The organism is Actinobacillus arthritidis (genome assembly GCF_029774155.1).
In the GTDB taxonomy this organism is placed as follows: Bacteria; Pseudomonadota; Gammaproteobacteria; order Enterobacterales; family Pasteurellaceae; genus Actinobacillus; species Actinobacillus arthritidis.
In genome coordinates, this window is the sequence record NZ_CP103833.1 from 1006636 (window position 1) to 1026886 (window position 20251).

Consider the following 20251-nt stretch of genomic DNA (forward strand, 5'->3'; position numbering starts at 1 on the left):
ATCATTCAACTTTTGATCCTTTCAACAATTTTCGTATCCAAGTGCGATTTGGGCTAAGTACGTGCCAAATATCTTCGCTAATAGGTAACGGTTCATGACAAATCAGGCTTGCCAACAGTTCGCCTAATAACGGTGCAGTAGTTAGGCCTCGAGAAGCTAAGCCGTTTACCATATATAAATTTGCAAAATTTTCTGCATTTTCAACCGCTTGTTTGCGACGGAGCTGATTATACAAATTCTGATATTGTACTTTTTGAACTCTAAAATTCGGCATTTTCCCAACCATCGGCACACGATCTCGCAGTGCGGCTCTCACCCCTTGTTTAGCTAAATTTTGCGAAAGATCGATATTGCCCGTCCAATCACAAGCGGTCAAATTTTGCTGAAGTTTTGCTACATTCTCGTGATGTTCTTCCAAAGAGAAATCTGTTTCGGCATTATCACGTACATGGCTGGCACCAATACAATGGGTATTCGCTTTAGAAACCGGTGTCAAATAACCGTCATAACACACCACACATTTTAACTGCTGTAAAGCCGGTGTGGTCGGAATCTGGCTCACTTGCCCACGCACCGGATACAGCGGTATCCCTTGAGCTTGCTGAAATTGCGTGAGAGTATGTCCATTTGCCAGCACTAAAATCTGATGACTGAACGTTTCACCATTGTACTGCCAATGCCACTTCCCTGCACTAAATTGCGGATCTTTTACTTCGTGATTTAACACAATTTGTAATCCTTTTGCCTGTAAATAAGCAAAAGTGCCTTGTACAAACTGTATCGGCGATAACCAACCGCTTTGTGGCATAAATGCACCACCGTTCGGCACTTTTAGCCCGATTTTTTCGCTTAACTCAGTCGCATCACATAGCTTAAACAAACTATCATCATTGGTTTGCAAAGCCATTTTTTCCAATTTCTTCGCCGTTTTATCGTTATAGGCATATAACGCAACACCGGTTAAGGCGTGTTCAAACTCAGCAAGCGGTTCAATTTGTGTCAAACGTTGCAATGCATAGTCAAAACAATGCACATAAAAACGGATATTACGCTCATCATCGTCACTCAGTTGCGGATAAATCGCACCTTGTAAATTGCCGGAAGCATTTTGTGCCAACGCATTATCTTTGCAATAAAGCGTGACTTTTTTACCTTTTTCAAGTAAGGATAATGCAACAAACAAACTGGCGACACCGCCACCGACAATCGCAATATCATTTGCTTCTGTTTGTGGATCGCTATAAAAATATGGATAATTTACCTGTATAGTTTCGCTTTGTTGCGGTTTTTCACCCCACAGCATTTCTCGTTTTTTACCAAAGCCTTTGCGTTTTTTGACCTCAAATCCGACCGCTTGTAAGCCCTTTCTTACCGCACTTGCGGCAGTAAAGGTCGCAAAACTGCCGCCATTTTTCGTTAAACGGAACATTTGACGATAAAGCGTTTCATTCCACATTTCCGGATTTTTATCCGGTGAAAAGCCGTCTAAAAACCACGCATCAATTTGATTGCTATATAAATCGCCTAATTGCGGTAAGTTCTCCAACATATCGCCAAACCACACATCAAGATAGATTTGCTCAAAATGATAACGCTGACAACCGGTTTGGCGAGGTCGCCAACAAGCGGTCATTCTCTGTGAAAGTTTTGCAAATTGCGGGTAATTTTTATGAACGGTCGTTAATTGCTCAGAAGTGAGGGGAAATTTTTCAAACGAAATAAAATATAAACGCTTAAGTTTACTATTGGGAAACTCACTTAAAAACTGCTGAAATTTATCGGCAACCGCTAAAAAATTCAGTCCGGTACCAAAACCGGTTTCGGCAATCACAAAAGATTCGGCATTGTGTGCTTGCCATTTTTGCCAAAGCCGATTACCTTCTTGGAAAACATAATAACTTTCTTCAAGACCGTCTTGAGTGGAAAAGTAAATATCGTCGAATTGTTCGGAAACGGGGGTATGATTTGAATTGAAAGAAAGAGATGCAAAGCTGAGTTTGTTCATAATATTGACCACAGAATATACGGAAAGCACGGAAGTTACTGATAACATTCTGTGCTTTCCGTGCTTTTCCGCAGTAACAGATTAGAAGATATTGTAAGCGAAAACTACGATCATACCTAATGCCGCTACAACAGTCATCATTGAATAACCTAAAGTACCCATTTTGTCCTCTCTTTGTTAAATATTATTGATCAAAGTCTATCACACTTCTTAGGCTTTGAGAATTTTCTCCGCACAAGCGGTGATTTTTGCTAAATCTTTTACGCCTTTATGCTGTTCTACACCGGAATTGAGATCGACACCTAAACAACCTTGCGTGAGTGCCTGCTTGATATTTTCAACCGAAATCCCACCGGCAAGCATTGCTTTTTGTTTTAATTCATTCGGAATGAGTCGCCAGTTAAATGTTTCACCTGTACCTCCCTGCTTGCGTACCGTTTTTGCTATCAAGAATATAACGTGCCACTAACGGGTTATCGTGATACTCAACTGTTTCCGCTTGAATATCTACCGAAATTGCCTGCCAGATTTGCGTTTTTCCAGCTAATTTTGCTGAAAGATCGGCAATATAGGCCTCATCTTCCGAACCGTGTAATTGCACCGCATATAACTCAAGCTGTTTTGCTATTTTTTCAACAAATTCGACCGCTTGATTTTGGAACACACCGACATAACGCAACGGTTCATTCACCACTAATTCTTGTGCTTGGCGTAGTGATAATTGGCGAGGCGAATTTTCAGCAAAAATTAATCCGCCATATAAAAAGCCATTCTCATACACTGCTTTTACATCTTGTGGACGGGTTAAACCACACACTTTATTTTCACCGAAAATCACAGAACGTACCGCATTATTTAAATCAGTACTGCCCATCAAACTGCTACCGATCAAAAATGCGTGTGCAAACGGCTTAATTGCTTTTACCTGTGAATGATCATAAATACCTGATTCTGAAATCAAACGGACATCTGCCGAAATTTGATCCTGATATTTTTCTACCAAACGCACAATACGATTCATATCCACCGTCAGCGTATGCAAATCACGGTTATTCACGCCGATCACTTTTGCGCCCAATGCCAACGCTCGCTCAAATTCTTGCTCGGTACTGGTTTCGGTTAAAACCCCCATACCTAATGAGTGAGCTAAATCCGCCAATCTGCGATAAGTTTCGTCATCAACTACCGATAACATCAGCAAAATTGCATCCGCATTTGAATAACGAGCCAAATACACCTGATACGGCGAAATCATAAAATCTTTGCATAAGATCGGTTGCGTTGTTTGGCGTTTAACTTGATCAATATAACGAAAATCACCTTGGAAATATTGTTCATCGGTCAGCACAGAAATCACAGAGGCGTAATGTTTATAGACCTGTGCAATCGCATCCAAATCAAACTCGGCACGAATCAGTCCTTTGGAAGGTGAAGCCTTTTTACACTCTAAAATATACGCAGGCACTTGGTGCGAAGCTGTCGCTAATGCCGCATAAAAATCTCGGTCAGTATGAACAATTTGATGTTGGAATTGTGAAAGTGGAAATTCTTTTTGTTTTTGTTCTATCCAAACGGCTTTATCTTGTACGATTTTTTGCAGAATAGTTGGCTGATTTTGCATATTTTCTCTTTTTATTATGAATTGGTGGATAACACAGATAATGGTAGAATACGGCACTTATTTTGATTTATCAATAAATTCACTATGCTGATTACCAAACTTCATAAAATGCGTACTTTGCTTGATAAGCATCGCCCCCTTAATATCGCCGTAATGAAAAACATTCAAGCAGATTTAATGTTGAAATATAATCAGCAATCCAATGCGATAGAAGGAAATACACTAGATATATTTGAAACGTGCGTGTTACTTGAAAGTGGAATTACCGCCAACGGTAAACCATTTAAAGATCATTTAGATATTATTAACCACCAAGAGGCTATTGGTTACTTAACTGATCTTGTAAAAGAAAACGCACCACTGACAGAAGCAACAATAAAAAACTTCCACTATTTGTTACTACAAAAAACCGATAATGCACGAGAAGCCGGACAATACCGAAATGTACCGATAGTCATTAACGGTGCGGAATATCAACCGCCTCAACCTTTTTTAGTTCATCCGCAAATGGAAGAATTAATACATTGGAACCAACAAAATCTCAATATATTGGAACCGATAGAACGCATTGCGATGCTACATAACAAATTTGTGGCAATTCACCCTTTTATTGATGGTAATGGACGTACTGGACGTTTATTGATGAATTTAGAATTAATGAAAGCCGGTTTCCAAGTGACGATTTTAAAAGCTGAGAATCGAGCTGACTATTATCGTGCATTGGCGTTAGGTGATTTAGATAATTATCAACCGATCACAGAATTTATCGCAAAAGCCGTTTATGAAACAATGGAACGTACCTTAAACCTTATTTACCCAAACTGGATTAACGAACTCAATTAAATATGAAAACCAAAGTTAGACAACACTTAACCGATTTAGAAATTGCATTACGCACACATAAGCAATGGGATGCGGTTGCACCGAGCTTGAAAGATTTAGCGAATGATCAACCGTTTTGTATCGGAACACTTAGCCCAACGCAATGGCTACAATGGATTTTTATTCCTCGTATGCACGCTCTTTTAGACGCTGGTGCGGATTTACCCCGCAACTTTTCGATTACGCCTTACTTGGAAGAAGCCCTAAAAGACGAAAGCTATTTAAAAGCGATTCATCAGCCGGTGTTATTGATTGAATTATTATTAAAGGACTAAATGGAACTGGAAATTTTATACCGTGATGATGAACTGATTGCGATTAATAAACCGGCTGGAATGTTAGTTCACCGTTCATGGCTAGATAAACACGAAACACAGTTTGCAATGCAAACCTTACGTGATCAAATCGGTCAACACGTTTTCCCGATTCATCGCTTAGATCGCCCGACTTCCGGTGTGTTATTGTTTGCATTAAATAGTGAAATGGCTCGCCTAATGAGTGAACAATTTGAACAGCATCAAATGGAAAAAGGCTATTTGGCGGTAGTGCGAGGCTATCTGCTCGACAAAGGCGAGATCGATTATCCGCTAAAAGTGATTTTAGACAAGATTGCCGATAAGTTTTCGCAACCCAAAGAAGCGCAACAAGCGGTCACTTTTTACCAAAATCTTGCAAGTGTCGAAATGCCTTATCCGGCAGGTAAACACCAAACGGCACGTTACAGTTTGGTTGAATTATTGCCGAAAACAGGGCGTAAGCACCAACTTCGCCGCCATATGAAGCATTTATTTCATCCGATTATGGGCGATACTAAATATGGTGACTTGCACCAAAATCGTACCCTAACCGAGAAAACCGGTTGCGACCGATTAATGCTACATTCGCATTTTTTAAAATTTACGCATCCGAAAACAGCGCAAAAAATTGAAGTTTTTGCGGCGCTTGATGAACAATGGCGAAATTTATTTCTTACTTTTAACTGGAACTTTCCACACTTTTTTCAATCTGACAAAAATTAATATGGATAACGCATTACTTTCTTTAACACACGAACAGCAACAAGCCGCTGTAGAACAAATTCAAGAACTGATGGCTCAAGGCGTGAGCGGCGGTGAAGCGATTCAAATTATTGCCAATCGTTTAAGAGAAGAACATCAATCAAAGACAGAGGATTAAAAGATGAAGAAACATTTAATATTATCAATGGGCTTATTGTCTTCAGTAACTGCAATAGCTAATACTACTCCAGACACAACACCAGCAAAAGAAACCAGACCAATGCTCGCAATCTATTTGCTCGATTTGAATGGGAAAGTGGCGAAACCAATTAGAAGCACGACTTATTCAGTCAGCCAAAAAAATTTACATCTTTGTTGGGAAGCGGTGAATGTTCCTTTTACTGCTAAAAATCAGGTAACAGAAATCTTTAATGCACCGGCTCCTGCTAAATTTACCGAACAAGGCGTTACTGTAGTATCTAGTAATGATGGCAAAACACATACGATTTCCAGACAGTTAGCAAGCCATAATAATGAATTTATCCGTAAATGTTGGAAATTCGATAAAACCGATCCGAAAGGCGAATATACTTTACAAGTACGCATAAATAATATTGAATTTCCTGCTATGCCATTTCATATCGTTAAATAGCCAATAGCCACTCAAGCGAGTGGCTATTTTGCTTCTATGAATAAAGACCTTGTAAATAGGCAATATTCTTTATTAAATATGATTGGCTTTTCAAATGATTTTGCAGTTCGAGCCAATTATGATGTTTCTCACTTAAAAAACATTCATTAAATGTCGCCAAAACCGGCTTATTCTCCGGCATTGTACGAATATAGTCTGCCAATATTTGCTCCAATTCATAACCTGCTTTTGTCTGAATCGCTTTAGCAATTTCTTGCTCCAATTTCACTGCTTGTCCAATCAAATAACCACGTTGTGCTTTACTTAAACTACTAAACCACATTCCGTCACGCACAGGCATTTCAGCTAATAATTGCAAAATATCGGCTAATGAACCTTGTTTCAATTCAAACTCCAGTTCACAAATTTTTGCTTGTCCGAACTCATTTTTAATCACGCCATTATCTAAGGCCACTTCAATTTGTGATTGCTGGAACTCAATCAACCACTTGTGGCGTACAAAATCCGTACTAAAAGTCGGTCTTAATTGTTCGGCTATCTGTTCAACATTTTCTATTTGTAAATCAAAGTGAGAAACCAATCGCTTGAAATCAGGCTGATTACTCGCTAACGGCAAGTTATACTCCGGACGAATATGTAAACCGCCTATAATCTCCCCTTTTGTTTTTAGCGTCATTTCATAGCATTGATTTTTACTTCTTACTCTTAATCCCATTTGCTGACCGGCAAAAAATTGTGTTGGGGTATCAAAATACGTATTACCTAATTCATCAATATCTTGCTGAATAATACGTTGTTGACTCAGCCAAGTTTTAATAAACTCAGCATTATCTTCCGTTAACATTATTTTTAATTCAATTTCGTTTTCCATTTTGTCATACCGCCTTTTTTGCTATGATCGAATTATCTCATTTCAAACTATTCTAGCAATGTTTAATCAAATCCAAAATAAACTACATAAATTTGTACAGCGTGGTTTAGATAATCATCTTCGCCTTGCCGTGACCGGCTTAAGTCGCGACGGTAAAACCGCTTTTATTACCAGCTTTGTCGATCAGCTATTGCATATCAATAAAGACAGCCATGCACACGTCAATTTATTCGGTGTCGCTCGTAACGGACAAATCCTTTCAGTAAGACGAGTTGAACAAGGCGATTTAACCATTCCTCGTTTTGAATACGATAAAAACCGTCAATGTTTGGAAAACGATCCACCGGTATGGGCGCCTTCTACCACCGGTATCAGCGAAATTCGTTTAGCGATCCGCTACCAACGCCAAGACGGTTTAATCAAACATTTAAAAGAAACCGGTACGCTCTACTTGGATATTTTCGATTATCCGGGCGAATGGCTATTGGACTTGCCACGCTCTCGCAATCTTTTAAACAATGGTCACAAGCACAGCAATTAGTGCATAAAGGAAAACGTACGGAACTGGCACAGCCTTGGTTACAAGCGGTCAAAAAATTAGATCTTTTTGCCAAAGCGGACGAAAACCAACTTGCCGAATTAAGCGAAATTTACACCACTTATTTGTTGGAATGTAAACAAGCCGGTATGCAATATATTCAGCCGGGGAGATTTGTCTTACCGACAGAAAATTTAAAAGGTGCGCCGGTTTTTCAGTTCTTTCCGTTATTAGATTTAAGTGAAGCCGATTGGGAAAAACTTGAGAACTCTCCGGCAAACAGTACGTTCCAAATGCTTAAAAAACGTTACAATCAATATCAGCAAAAGATTGTTAAACCGTTTTATGAAGACTATTTTTCACAATTCGACCGCCAAGTGATTCTTGCCGATTGTTTAACGCCGTTAAACCACGGCTTAGAGGCATTTTTAGAAATGAAAATCGGCTTGCGACAGTTGTTTAAACATTTTCATTATGGCAATCGTTCGTTATTTCATCGCCTGTTTTCGTCCAATATTGATAAACTCCTATTTATTGCGACCAAAGCGGATCATATCACTAGCGATCAACTACCAAATTTGGAAAGTCTGATGCGTCAATTAGTACAGGAAGGCGGACGACATGTCGCTTTTGACGGTATTGAAACCGGCTATCACGCCATTTCGGCAATTCGAGCGACCGATCCGGTGGTGGTTACCCAAAACGGTACGCAAATTAAAGCGATTCGAGGCATTCGTTCAACCGATAAAAAACAAGTGACGCTTTACCCCGGCACGGTACCAAGCCGTTTGCCCGATGCAAATTATTGGCAGTTTAACCGCTTTGAGTTCGACCAATTCGAACCTAAACCGCTCGCCTATGGCGAACCAATTCCGCATTTGCGTATGGATGCAGTATTACAATTCTTATTGGCAGATATGTTGGAATAGCAATCACAAGCGGTTATTTTTGCAAAATTTTTCGCAAATTTAACCGCTTGTCGCTTGATTTTAAACGGTTACTGTTCACTGTTAGGCGGCTTTGCGGTAGAATCTTATAAATTTTTCTCAATCTTTTTAAATTATGGCAAAAAAACCAAAAGTAGCTTCGAATACGATTGCACTAAATAAACGTGCTCGTCATGAATATTTTATCGAAGAAGAAATTGAAGCCGGCTTAGAATTACAAGGCTGGGAAGTAAAATCGGCGCGTGCCGGTAAGGCGAATATCGGCGACAGTTACGTGACATTTCGTAACGGCGAAGCGTTTCTATTCGGTGCAACCATCACCCCATTAAATATGGCTTCCACTCACATTGTTTGTGATCCGACTCGCACCCGCAAATTATTATTGAATAAACGGGAACTGGATTCACTATTCGGTAAAGTAAATCGAGACGGTATGACGGTTGTGGCACTATCGCTCTACTGGAAAAATGCGTGGGCGAAAGTGAAAGTCGGCGTGGCAAAAGGTAAAAAACTACACGATAAACGTGAAGACATTAAAGACCGTGAATGGCAAGTAGCGAAACAGCGTATTATGAAAAACGCAAATCGTGGCTAATTTCAAAAACTACGGATAACAGCAAGCACGGAACAAGCGGTCAAATTTGACCCGTTTTTTACATCTCCGAGCCATCTGTGCCGTCCGTGGTCACAATTAAAAATTAAGGAATAAAAAATGATCGACCAAAATCTTCTTCGTACTAATTTAGACGATGTTGCAAATGCACTTAAAGTTAAACGTGGTTTTACCCTTGATGTAGAGCGTGTGAAAGCATTGGAAGAACAACGTAAAACACTTCAAGTAAAAACAGAAACCTTACAAGCGGAACGTAATGCCCGTTCAAAAAATATCGGTGCGGCAAAAGCACGTGGCGAAGATATTTCTGCGTTATTAGCGGAAGTAGATAATATGGGTAACGAATTAAACGAAGCGAAGGTCGCTTTAGACCAAGTACAAGCGGAAATTCGTGAGTTACTCTTATCTGTGCCGAACTTACCAGCTGACGAAGTACCGTTAGGTAAAGATGACACGGAAAACTTAGAAGTATCACGTTGGGGCGAGCCTCGTCAATTTGACTTTGAAGTAAAAGATCACGTGGCATTAGGTGAAGCGTTAAACGGTTTAGATTTTGTCGCAGGTGTAAAATTAACGGCTAGCCGTTTTGTGGTAATGAAAGGTAAACTTGCTCGTTTACACCGTGCCTTATCGCAGTTTATGTTAGATCTTCACACTGAACAACACGGCTATGTGGAAACAAACGTACCGTTCTTAGTCAACCACGATACGCTGTTCGGTACTGGTCAATTACCAAAATTCGGAGAAGATTTATTCCATACTCAACCATTAACCGGTCAAGATCCAAACGAAACTCAACGTCCGTTCAGCTTAATTCCAACAGCGGAAGTACCGGTAACTAACTTAGTGCGTGACGAAATTATTGATGAAGACAGCTTACCGTTACGCTATACGGCACATACGCCGTGTTTCCGTTCTGAAGCCGGTTCTTACGGTCGTGATACACGTGGTTTAATCCGTATGCACCAATTTGAAAAAGTGGAAATGGTACAAATCGTTGCTCCGGAAAAATCAATGGAAGCATTAGAAGAATTAACTGGTCACGCTGAAAAAGTATTACAACTTTTAGGCTTACCATACCGCAAAGTTTTACTCTGTACCGGTGATATGGGCTTCGGTTCAGCAAAAACTTACGACTTAGAAGTTTGGTTACCGGCACAAAACACTTATCGTGAGATTTCTTCTTGCTCAAATATGTGGGATTTCCAAGCTCGCCGTATGTCTGCACGTTGCAAAGCAAAAGGCGATAAGAAAACTCGCTTAGTCCACACCTTAAACGGTTCAGGTTTAGCGGTGGGTCGTACTTTAGTAGCAGTAATTGAAAACTACCAAAACGCTGACGGCTCAATCACCGTGCCTGAAGTATTACGTCCATATATGGGCGGTGTGGAAGTGATTACCGCTTAATCATTCTACTGAAATAACGCAAGCGGTCTGAATTTGTTAACTTTTTGCAAATTCAGACCGCTTGTTTTTTATCGCTACATTACAACATAAACAATGCTAAAAATAACGTTGCTAAAATCATACCGGGTGCGGTACGTTTTACCATTTCGACCGGACTAACCATTGCCAATCCAGCACAAACAATCGTTACCCCGGCAATCGGTGACATCGTACGACCGATAGCGCCGGCAATCGCCGCCATACCTAAATTCACGTGGGTATAACCCAATTCTACAGCATGAGGCGTTACTGCCGTATTAAATGCAATCGCCGCCGCATCGCCCGAACCGGTCACAATCCCCATTAGGAACGGACCGATAGTTGCTCCCCAACGCACAAATTCATTGGAGTGTTTAAGAAATTCAATCGCTGAATCCACCGCACCGGTTGCTTTTAAACCGGATACAAATACGCTTGCGGCAATAATAATACCGAGAACATTAGCATACGAATTACCCATACCATTGAAAAATTCTTCGGTAATTTTGATCGGCGAAATACGAGTGACGATAATTGCATAAATCGCACCGATTAACATTGCTTGCGGTACGCCCATTTGGGTCCATTCTAAGCCCGGTGTCTTTTGTAATTCCGTACCGCCAATAACAAGAATAATTAACGGCAATAACGGTGCAAGTGCATATAACGGATTAACACCGCTAAATTTAGTTTCTGCATTTTGTTGCTCAGCTAAATAGGCTTTACGGTGTTCCTCACCATAATCTTTCAAAATAATTGCCATGACCGTCAAAGCAATCGCTCCGATAACACCGGCAATCGTTGTATAAGGTGCGTGGGCTAAATTCACTTCGGTAATGGTTAAATTTGACATTTCACTCAGCATTGCCGAATGAGAAGAACCCGGACTCATCATTGAACCGAATGTACCGGCTAAAATTGCCGCCCCTGCGGTTGCCGGACGTACACCAGCACTTTTTAATACCGGAATTAAAGTTGCCCCTACCAGCTGCTGCACAGCCTGTCGCGGATGGAATTGCAATATTGATAAAGAAAGTTAGAATCGTTGCAATCGGAATCAAAAAGAATTTCAAACCGCTTAACGGTTTAGTAAGTAAATGCACCAAATGCGTATCGCATTGGGTATATTTCATCACATAAGCAAAACCCATACTGGCACAAATCGCCATAATCAGACCGCTTGAAGTCATTGATTTAGCAAAAGCATCTAATGCTCCCATCGGATTAAGCGTTACAACCGACATAATCAAACCGATACCGATTAATACCGTTCGGGTTTCATATTTTTTAATTAGCAGATAAATCGTTGCTAAGATACCTATCACAGCAACAAAAGGTTTTAACTCATCCATAAAAATTCCTTAGTAGTTAAATGTTGAATTTACCGCTTTAGTATCAAGTCGCATTTTTTCACTAAAACAGAGAATATCTTGCGCACCGAGGACGGTCGCTTGTTCGCCTTGAATATGTAATGCAGTCCCTTCCGGCAAAGCATAAACCTGAGCTTGAGGGTTAACAATCAAAAACTCTTCTAAACGTTCTTCTCGGCTTTCGCCGTTATGCCCTTGCATTTTGCCGGAAATAAAATGCGGATTAATTTGATGTGGAAAGAGATTTAACGCATTAAAAGACGGAGGGTAAGTAATCGGCATATCGTTAGTAGTCATAATCGAATTGCCTGCAACATTTGCACCGGCACTCCAACCGAAATAAGGTGTGCCGCTATTTACTTTGGCTCGGATAGCATCTAATAAATGATGTTCATACATTTGCTTCAACAAGCAGAAAGTATTACCGCCACCAACGGCAATCACATCCGCTTGTTCGATAATATCTCGATGTTGTTTGGCTCGATGCACCGATACGATTTCAACCTCTAAAGATTGCAATGCGTTCTGTACAGTCGCTTCATATTCATCAAATGAACGACGTACGCCTGCATAAGGTACAAAAGCGACTTTCTTACCTTTATAGTTAGCTAAAAATTGTGCCAGCCAAGGTAAAGTATGCACTAAATAAGCGGTATCTTTATATTTTGAACCGCTCATCAACAACATATTTTTCATAGTGATTCTCCTTTATTTTTCACTTTTGATATTATCTCGTGTGGCAAAAGAAATACCAAAAACAAAAAATCTATTTTTTGACGGCAATCACAAAATAAAAATGCTAATACACAAATTTTGTACGATCTATACGGCGATTACCCTACACTTGTAAAAAATCCCTAAAATCAGACCGCTTACCATTCAAAAAAAGTCGTTTTTGAGGTATGCTAACTGCAATTTTTTCGACAAGATTCAAAGGTTAAAATTTATGCAACAACAATATAACCCAAGTGCGATTGAACCTAAAGTTCAGCAATTCTGGGCAGAGAATAAAGTTTTTAAAGCGGTTAAAGATGTAACAAAAGAGAAATACTATTGCCTTTCAATGTTGCCGTATCCATCAGGCAAATTACATATGGGTCACGTGCGTAACTACACAATCGGTGATGTGGTTTCTCGTTATCAACGTATGATCGGTAAAAACGTATTACAACCAATGGGGTGGGATGCTTTTGGTTTACCGGCGGAAGGTGCGACAGTAAAAAATAATACCGCTCCGGCAAAATGGACTTATGAAAACATTGAGTATATGAAAGGTCAGCTCAAAATGTTGGGCTTTTCATACGACTGGGATCGTGAAGTCACCACTTGCCGCCCGGAATACTATAAATGGGAACAATGGTTCTTCACTGAGCTTTATAAAAAAGGTTTAGTGTATAAGAAAACCTCTACAGTAAACTGGTGCCCGAATGATGAAACCGTGCTTGCAAACGAGCAAGTTCACGAAGGTTGTTGCTGGCGTTGTGACACACCAGTAGAACAACGTGAAATTCCACAATGGTTTATCAAAATTACCGACTACGCGGAAGAATTATTAAATCACTTAGATAATCTTCCACAATGGCCTGATCAAGTAAAAACTATGCAACGTAACTGGATCGGTCGTTCTGAAGGGGTTGAAATTACCTTCAAAATCGCCGGTTCAAATGCGGAATTACCGGTTTACACTACTCGTCCGGATACATTCTTCGGTGTGAGCTATGTTGCGATTGCCGCACTCATCCATTAGCGGAATTAGCGGCGGAAAACAACCCTGCACTTGCAGAATTTATTCGTGAAGCGAAAAACACCAAAGTTGCTGAAGCAGAACTAGCAACAATGGAGAAAAAAGGGATGGCGACAGGCTTATTTGCTATCCATCCGTTAACAGGTAAAGAAGTACCGGTTTGGGTTGCGAACTTTGTGTTAATGCACTACGGTACTGGTGCGGTAATGGCTGTACCTGCACACGATGAGCGTGACTTTGAATTTGCTCAAAAATACGGTTTGCAAATTAATCAAGTAATTCAACCGCTTGACGGTTCTGAATGGGATTTCTCAAAAGCGACTTACACCGAACACGGCAAGCTCATCAATTCAATGGAATTTGACGGCTTAGACTTCAATGGTGCATTCAATGCGATTGCTGATAAATTAGAATCGATGAAAGTAGGTAAACGCCAAGTAAACTTCCGTCTGCGTGACTGGGGTGTGTCTCGTCAGCGTTATTGGGGTGCGCCAATCCCGATGATGACGACTGAAGATGGCGAAGTGGTTACCGTACCAATGCAAGATTTACCGGTGATTCTACCTGAAGACGTAGTAATGAATGGTGTACAAAGCCCGATCAAAGCTGATCCTGAGTGGGCAAAAACCACTTACAACGGCAAACCAGCGTTAAAAGAAACCGATACATTCGACACCTTTATGGAATCATCTTGGTACTACGCACGCTACACTTGCCCGCAATATCACGAAGGGATGTTAGATTCTGACGAGGCAAACTACTGGTTACCGGTAGATCAATATATCGGCGGTATCGAACACGCAACAATGCACTTGCTCTATTTCCGCTTCTTCCACAAATTGTTACGTGATGCAGGTATTTTGAACTCCGATGAACCGGCAACTAAACTTTTATGTCAAGGTATGGTGCTTGCTGATGCGTTCTATTACACCAGCCCGACTAACGAGCGTATTTGGGTTAGCCCAACACAGGTAACACTTGAGCGTGATGAGAAAGGTCGTATCATCAAAGCGACTGATCCGGAAGGTCGTGAATTAGTACATAGCGGTATGACCAAAATGTCGAAATCGAAAAACAACGGTATCGACCCGCAAGAAATGGTGGAAAAATACGGTGCGGATACAGTACGCTTGTTTATGATGTTCGCATCTCCTGCGGAAATGACGCTTGAATGGCAAGAGTCAGGTGTTGAAGGGGCAAAACGCTTCTTAGGTCGTGTGTGGAATTTAGTGTATGAATACAACCAAAATCCTGCAACTGCCGCATTAGATGTAGCCGCATTAAGCAAAGCACAAAAAGAACTTCGCCGTGACGTACACAAAACGATTGCGAAAGTGTCTGACGATATCGGTCGCCGCCAAACATTCAATACCGCAATCGCGGCGATTATGGAATTGATGAATAAGCTAACAAGAGCATCACTGGAAAATGAACAAGATAAAGCGGTCATGGCGGAAGCATTAAGTGCGGTAGTACGTATGCTTTACCCAATTACGCCACATATCTGTTTCGAGTTATGGCAAGCATTAGGCAATAGCGATACGATTGACTTTGCACCATGGGTGGTTGCGGACGAATCAGCAATGGTTGAAGACGAAAAATTAGTTGTGGTACAAGTAAACGGTAAAGTACGTGGCAAAGTTACTGTTTCAGCAACAGCAACCGAAGATGAAGTTAAAGCAATTGCAAAAGCGGATGCAAACGTAGCGAAATTCTTAGAAGGCGTAGAAATCGTGAAAGAAATCTATGTACCGTATAAAATGTTAAGTTTTGCGGTAAAAGCCTAATAGCAATGAGGGCGAACTATGTTCGCCCTTTATTGTGAATATTACGGAAATGGGTATATGTAGCACTTCTCTACAACCCTATTTTGATTGGAGTTCCCAATGTTAAAAAAACTCTCTCTTTTAGCCGTTCTCGGTTTAACCGCTTGCGGTTGGCACTTCAAAAACAATGAAGTGCTACCGCAAGATCTGCGTACACTGACATTTGAAAGTGCCGATCAGCATAGCGATATGTCGCGTACTTTACGTCATCAACTACAACTTAACGATGTAGAATTAGTTTCCGCAACGGAAGGCGTCGCTAAATTACGTCTTGTTGGTGCTTCAAGCGGCAGTAAAGTCGTCTCGGTGTTTAAACAAGCGCGTGAAGCGGAAAAATTACTCACGTTAAATGTACAAGCAATCGTGGATATACCGAAAAAAGGTGCATATCCGTTAGAAGTTTCTGTTCATCGTACTTTCTTTGATGATTCTCGTGCCGCATTGGCAAAATCGGCAGAACAAGAAATGATTATGAAAGATATGTACGAACAGGCATCTCGTCAGCTTATTATCAAAATGGCTGGCTTACACAAAGAATTAAATCAAACGAAATAATTCATTAACCACTGATAACACGGATTTCATGCAAACAAGCGGTAGATTTTTTGCAAATTCTACCAATCCGTGTTTATCCGTGTAATCCGTGGTTTTCAATATGCAAAAAGTTTTCCCTGAAGCACTTCCTACTGTTTTATCCAAAAGTCTCTCCCCTTTTTATCTCTTGACCGGGAATGATTTGTTATTACTCAACGAAAGTAAAGATCATATCGTACAAGTTGCTCGTTTAGCCGATTTCGATGAGAAGCAAGAAGTTAGCATTGCAAATGACACAAAATGGGAAGATATCTTTGAAACGGCACAATCAAACGGTTTGTTTTTTAACCGTCAAATTATCATACTCAATCTGCCGGAAGCACCCACCGCACTACAAATGAAAAACGTTGCTGAGTTATGCCGTTTGAACCATCCGGATCTATTACTGATTCTCTGCTTACCGAAATTCAGTAAAGCAATGGAAAAACAAGCATGGTTCACTCAAATTGAAGCCCAAACCATACAAGTTAATTGCCAAACACCGGAAATCACTAAATTACCCACTTGGCTTTCACAACGAGCCAAAGCGATGGAATTGCAGATTGAGCCGGAAGCAGTGCAACTACTCTGTTATAGCTATGAAGGGAATTTATTAGCGTTAAAACAAGCATTACAAATGCTACAACTCCGCTTTAATGACGGTAAAATTTCCCTGGCTCGTGCGAAAGAAGTCGTAGAACAATCCGCACAATTTTCACCATTTCAATGGATTGATGCACTCTTAGAAGGCAAAATTGCTCGTGCGGAACGTATTTTAAAACATCTACAAAATGAAGAAGTTCAACCGGTTGTCTTATTACGTATTATTCAAAAAGAGTTACTGGTGCTACTGGAAATTACTCGCTCTCCGCAACCAGTACAAAATAGCAGTCAGCCGTTATATATGGGTAATTTACGTGCTGAATTTGACCGCTTGAAAGTCTGGCAAAATCGCCGCCCTTTTTATCAAGCGACCGTGCAACGCTTAACCTATAAAAAGCTGTATCAACTTATTCAACGCTTAGCAGAATTGGAAAAGCAAGTAAAACAAGAATTTAGTGATGAAATTTGGCTGGAATTAGAACGCTTTTCAGCTTATTTTGAATAAAATATTTCTACGACTGATACAGTCAATATTCAAAAACACTCATTCCGTGTACTCGTATTATTCTTGGTTAAAAATGTCTACCACGAAATATACCGAATACACGGATTTTAAATGAGCTAGATTACTTCCGAGTTCTGTTCCAAAGATCCGCATATTTAACGAAAGTTGAATGCGCTGAGAGTACTGCTAACAGCAAACCTTGTTTACCGTCTAAGAAGCCTGCTTTTAATAAATACATTTTCACAAAACAACCTAAAGCGTGCGTGACGCCATCTAATAAACTCGCCTTTTTGCCTGCATTCGCACGTTGAATTGCCCATGCTTTTGCATAACTTGCCGATTTCACTAAATAGTGATGAATATCTTTATAAGTAAAATGCAGTAAATCACCGGTTAATTTTTCCACCGTGGCATTTTTCGGATAATGGACTTTTTCATGTACCAATTCTTCACCGTATTTCGCAAAATCGGTACGATACAAACGCACTACATAATCAGGATACCACCCCGAATGACGAATTTGCTTGCCGAATACTTCGCTTAAACGACTTACTTGATAGACAGTATTTTTTTCATCTTTTTCGACCGCTTGTAAAATGCTCTGTTTTAATTCCGGTGTGACACGCTCATCCGCATCCAACCATAAAACATAATCGCTTGTTACATATTGTTGGGCTAACTGGCGCTGTTTGCCAAAGCCTTGCCAGTCGGAATTCACATACACTTTCGCACCAAAACTTTCAGCGATTTGTACGGTTTCATCGCTACTGCCACTATCCAGCACAATAATTTCATTTACCCAACCTTGCACGGTTTCCAGGCATTTCGCTAAATCCTGAGCCTCGTTTTTTACAATCATCGCAACACTTAACGTTGGCATAATCTGTCCTTTTCTGGTTTATTTTGTTTGTTGTTCATTGCATTTTACTTTAAAATTCGCCCCTTTTGTGCTATTTTCTACGCCAAATTTTATTCTCAACAAACCACAGGTTTAAAAACAATGTCTATTACATTAACAACGAAACAAAAACAATTTTTAAAAGGTTTAGCACACCACTTAAGCCCAGTTGTCATGCTTGGTGGCAACGGCTTAACGGAAGGCGTGTTAGCTGAAATCGAAAACGCATTAGATCACCACGAATTAATCAAAGTAAAAATTTCAGGTGCGGAACGTGAAACCAAACAATTAATCATCGATGCGATCGTGCGTGAAACAAAAGCAACTAACGTGCAAACTATCGGTCACGTTCTTGTTCTTTATCGCCAAAGCGAAGAGAAGAAAATTAGCTTACCAAAAGCAACGAAAGCAATTTCGTAATTTATTAGCCAAATCTGACCGCTTGTAGGCGGTCTTTTTTATAAGGAAATTTTCGTGATTAAAAAACTCTCGATTTTCACTTTTTTGATGTTACTTGTGCCGTTATTCACTTGGGCGACAGGTTGGAAATGGACATTTGGCGGAATGGATTACCGTCTTTACGATCTTGATTTTTGGTTGTTTTTCTTAACCGAAACGGGTTCAACTCCTTACGCATTAATTACCTGTGTACTCTTTATGCTTTGCTTGATGTGGCTTACACGTAAACGTTACTCGTGGTTTTTAGTCGGTTTTATTTGTGCAGGTTCTGTTGTCGGCACGCAAATCATCAAAGAAGGGGCGAAAGCAGTATTTAAAGAGCCTCGCCCCTTTGTGACAGAAATGTTCCAAGCACAAACAGAACAATTCTATGCACTACCGAAGAAAGAACAAGCACAAACCGTACTTTCTCTCGCTGAAAAAACGCATCCGGCTGATGCTAATTTCGTAGCGGAGCATCAAGCGGGCGAATTAGGTTATTCATTCCCTTCAGGTCATACTATTTTTGCCGTTTCTTGGTTATTGGTCTTCAGCGGGTTGCTATTTGGTTTAAACGGAAAAGCGGTCATTTTTGCCCAAATTTTTGCAATTTTATGGGCAGGTTTGATGTTGATCAGTCGTTTACGCTTAGGTATGCATTATCCTATTGATCTGTTTGTCAGCACGTTAATCGCTTGGTTATTTCACATTATCGTGTTTGTTTGGGTGATCCCTTTCTTAGAAACATTCAAAATCTTTCAAAAACGAGGTTAATTATGGCTGTTTATTACGGTTTAGATGTCGGTGGTACTAAAATTGAATTAGCGGCATTTAATGAACGTTTGGAAAAACTTTATAGTGAGCGAGTACCAACACCACAAACCAATTATGAAGAATGGCTTGATACAGTGGAAACTTTAGTACGTAACGCTGATCATAAATTCGGCGAACAAGGTTCCGTTGGTTTAGGTTTGCCCGGCTTTGTAAATCGTGAAACCGGTATTGCGGAAATTACCAATATTCGAGTGGCTGACGGCAAAGCGATTTTAAAAGATTTAAGCGAACGTTTAGGCCGTGAAGTCCGTGCAGAAAACGATGCGAACTGCTTTGCCCTTTCGGAAGCTTGGGATCCGAATAACCAACAATTCTCAACCGTACTCGGTTTAATTATCGGTACTGGTTTTGGCGGCGGTTTTGTGTTTGACGGTAAAATTCATTCCGGCAGAATCGGTATGGCGGGAGAAGTCGGTCATATGCAACTGAATTATCACGCTTTAAAACTATTAGGTTGGGATAATGCACCGATTTATGAATGTGGCTGTGGTAACCGCGCTTGCTTAGATACTTATATTTCTGGCCGTGGCTTTGAGATGCTATTTAGAGATCTGGTTGGCGAAAGCCTATCAGCAAAAGAAATTATCGAACGTTTCTATCAAAAAGAGCCGAAAATTGTCGAATTTGTGGATAAATACATTGAATTAATGGCAATCAGTATCAGTAACCTCATTACGATTCTTGATCCGGATATGATCGTATTCGGTGGCGGTTTATCTAATTTTGATCATATTTATGAGGCATTGCCAAAAGCACTTCCACCACATTTAATGCGTAGTGCGAAAGTACCAGTCTTCAAAAAAGCGATTCACGGTGACTCAGGCGGTACACGTGGTGCGGCGGCACTCTTCTTAAAATAATTCGATTTGATGAATACATGGGTTTCCTATGTATTCTTTTTTATATTT

Annotated in this window: 16 protein-coding genes and 4 pseudogenes; 14 read left to right on the forward strand and 6 right to left on the reverse strand. The window is 40.3% G+C overall.

Annotated elements, in window-relative coordinates:
• Nucleotide 1: 1 nt before the first annotated feature.
• Together mnmC and trpCF are read right to left on the reverse strand one after the other, a co-directional pair.
• The gene (gene mnmC, locus NYR89_RS04675) at nt 2-2005 is read right to left on the reverse strand and encodes a bifunctional tRNA (5-methylaminomethyl-2-thiouridine)(34)-methyltransferase MnmC2/FAD-dependent 5-carboxymethylaminomethyl-2-thiouridine(34) oxidoreductase MnmC1 (protein ID WP_279446644.1); all 2004 of its coding nucleotides are present in this window, start codon (nt 2003-2005) and stop codon (nt 2-4) included.
• 210 nt (nt 2006-2215) lie between these two features.
• Nucleotides 2216-3626, reverse strand: a pseudogene (trpCF, locus tag NYR89_RS04680) (bifunctional indole-3-glycerol-phosphate synthase TrpC/phosphoribosylanthranilate isomerase TrpF).
• A 153-nt stretch (nt 3627-3779) separates the two neighbouring features.
• On the opposite strand from trpCF, the gene NYR89_RS04685 reads away from it, so the two are divergent.
• From NYR89_RS04685 to NYR89_RS04705, 5 genes are read left to right on the forward strand one after another with little or no spacing between them, the layout of a single operon-like run.
• Nucleotides 3780-4469, forward strand: a complete 690-nt coding sequence (locus tag NYR89_RS04685; protein WP_279446645.1) for a Fic family protein — start codon at nt 3780-3782, stop codon at nt 4467-4469.
• A 2-nt stretch (nt 4470-4471) separates the two neighbouring features.
• Nucleotides 4472-4783: a YqcC family protein gene (locus NYR89_RS04690; protein ID WP_279446545.1), complete on the forward strand. Its 312-nt coding sequence runs from the start codon at nt 4472-4474 to the stop codon at nt 4781-4783.
• Nucleotides 4784-5527: a tRNA pseudouridine(65) synthase TruC gene (gene truC / locus NYR89_RS04695; protein ID WP_279446546.1), complete on the forward strand. Its 744-nt coding sequence runs from the start codon at nt 4784-4786 to the stop codon at nt 5525-5527. It begins immediately after the preceding gene.
• A gap of 1 nt (nt 5528) precedes the next feature.
• Nucleotides 5529-5684 carry a YoaH family protein gene (locus NYR89_RS04700; RefSeq protein WP_279446547.1) on the forward strand — a complete coding sequence of 52 codons (156 nt, stop codon included), beginning with the start codon at nt 5529-5531 and terminating at the stop codon, nt 5682-5684.
• Between the two features lie 3 nt (nt 5685-5687).
• Nucleotides 5688-6158 (forward strand): pseudouridine synthase, encoded by a 471-nt coding sequence (locus NYR89_RS04705; RefSeq protein WP_279446548.1) that lies wholly within the window; start codon nt 5688-5690, stop codon nt 6156-6158.
• A 34-nt stretch (nt 6159-6192) separates the two neighbouring features.
• Here NYR89_RS04705 and NYR89_RS04710 read toward each other — a convergent pair whose 3' ends face one another.
• Nucleotides 6193-7029, reverse strand: coding sequence for a CYTH domain-containing protein (locus NYR89_RS04710; protein WP_279446549.1), 837 nt, complete (start codon nt 7027-7029; stop codon nt 6193-6195).
• 58 nt (nt 7030-7087) lie between these two features.
• Between NYR89_RS04710 and NYR89_RS04715 the strand changes: the two are divergent.
• The 3 genes and pseudogenes from NYR89_RS04715 to serS all read left to right on the forward strand — a co-directional run bounded on the left by NYR89_RS04715 (nt 7088) and on the right by serS (nt 10534).
• Nucleotides 7088-8496 (forward strand): annotated as a pseudogene (locus tag NYR89_RS04715) (YcjX family GTP-binding protein).
• 133 nt (nt 8497-8629) lie between these two features.
• Nucleotides 8630-9109 carry an SsrA-binding protein SmpB gene (smpB, locus tag NYR89_RS04720; protein WP_279446550.1) on the forward strand — a complete coding sequence of 160 codons (480 nt, stop codon included), beginning with the start codon at nt 8630-8632 and terminating at the stop codon, nt 9107-9109.
• Between the two features lie 117 nt (nt 9110-9226).
• Nucleotides 9227-10534, forward strand: a complete 1308-nt coding sequence (gene serS / locus NYR89_RS04725) for a serine--tRNA ligase (protein WP_279446551.1) — start codon at nt 9227-9229, stop codon at nt 10532-10534.
• Nucleotides 10535-10613: 79 nt separating this feature from the next.
• On the opposite strand, the pseudogene dcuC reads toward serS, so the two are convergent.
• Both dcuC and pepE read right to left on the reverse strand, forming a co-directional pair.
• A pseudogene (gene dcuC / locus NYR89_RS04730) lies at nt 10614-11904 on the reverse strand (C4-dicarboxylate transporter DcuC).
• 9 nt (nt 11905-11913) lie between these two features.
• Nucleotides 11914-12618 (reverse strand): dipeptidase PepE, encoded by a 705-nt coding sequence (gene pepE, locus NYR89_RS04735; protein WP_279446552.1) that lies wholly within the window; start codon nt 12616-12618, stop codon nt 11914-11916.
• A gap of 250 nt (nt 12619-12868) precedes the next feature.
• Between pepE and leuS the strand changes: the two are divergent.
• The 3 genes and pseudogenes from leuS to holA all read left to right on the forward strand — a co-directional run bounded on the left by leuS (nt 12869) and on the right by holA (nt 17173).
• A pseudogene (gene leuS / locus NYR89_RS04740) lies at nt 12869-15453 on the forward strand (leucine--tRNA ligase).
• 99 nt (nt 15454-15552) lie between these two features.
• Nucleotides 15553-16047, forward strand: a complete 495-nt coding sequence (locus NYR89_RS04745) for an LPS-assembly lipoprotein LptE (RefSeq protein ID WP_279446553.1) — start codon at nt 15553-15555, stop codon at nt 16045-16047.
• A 100-nt stretch (nt 16048-16147) separates the two neighbouring features.
• Entirely contained in the window at nt 16148-17173 is a 1026-nt protein-coding gene (gene holA, locus NYR89_RS04750; RefSeq protein WP_279446554.1) for a DNA polymerase III subunit delta, read from the forward strand.
• 121 nt (nt 17174-17294) lie between these two features.
• On the opposite strand, the gene NYR89_RS04755 is transcribed toward holA, so the two are convergent.
• A complete protein-coding gene (locus NYR89_RS04755; protein ID WP_279446555.1) occupies nt 17295-18053 on the reverse strand; it encodes a glycosyltransferase family 2 protein in 759 nt (252 codons plus the stop codon).
• A 120-nt stretch (nt 18054-18173) separates the two neighbouring features.
• On the opposite strand from NYR89_RS04755, the gene yhbY reads away from it, so the two are divergent.
• From yhbY to nagK, 3 genes are all read left to right on the forward strand, one after another.
• Nucleotides 18174-18491 (forward strand): ribosome assembly RNA-binding protein YhbY, encoded by a 318-nt coding sequence (yhbY, locus tag NYR89_RS04760; protein WP_005622694.1) that lies wholly within the window; start codon nt 18174-18176, stop codon nt 18489-18491.
• 87 nt (nt 18492-18578) lie between these two features.
• A complete protein-coding gene (locus tag NYR89_RS04765; protein WP_279446646.1) occupies nt 18579-19283 on the forward strand; it encodes a phosphatase PAP2 family protein in 705 nt (234 codons plus the stop codon).
• Between the two features lie 2 nt (nt 19284-19285).
• Complete coding sequence (gene nagK / locus NYR89_RS04770) at nt 19286-20203, forward strand: N-acetylglucosamine kinase (RefSeq protein ID WP_279446556.1); 918 nt, start codon at nt 19286-19288, stop codon at nt 20201-20203.
• The last annotated feature ends 48 nt before the right edge of the window (nt 20204-20251 follow it).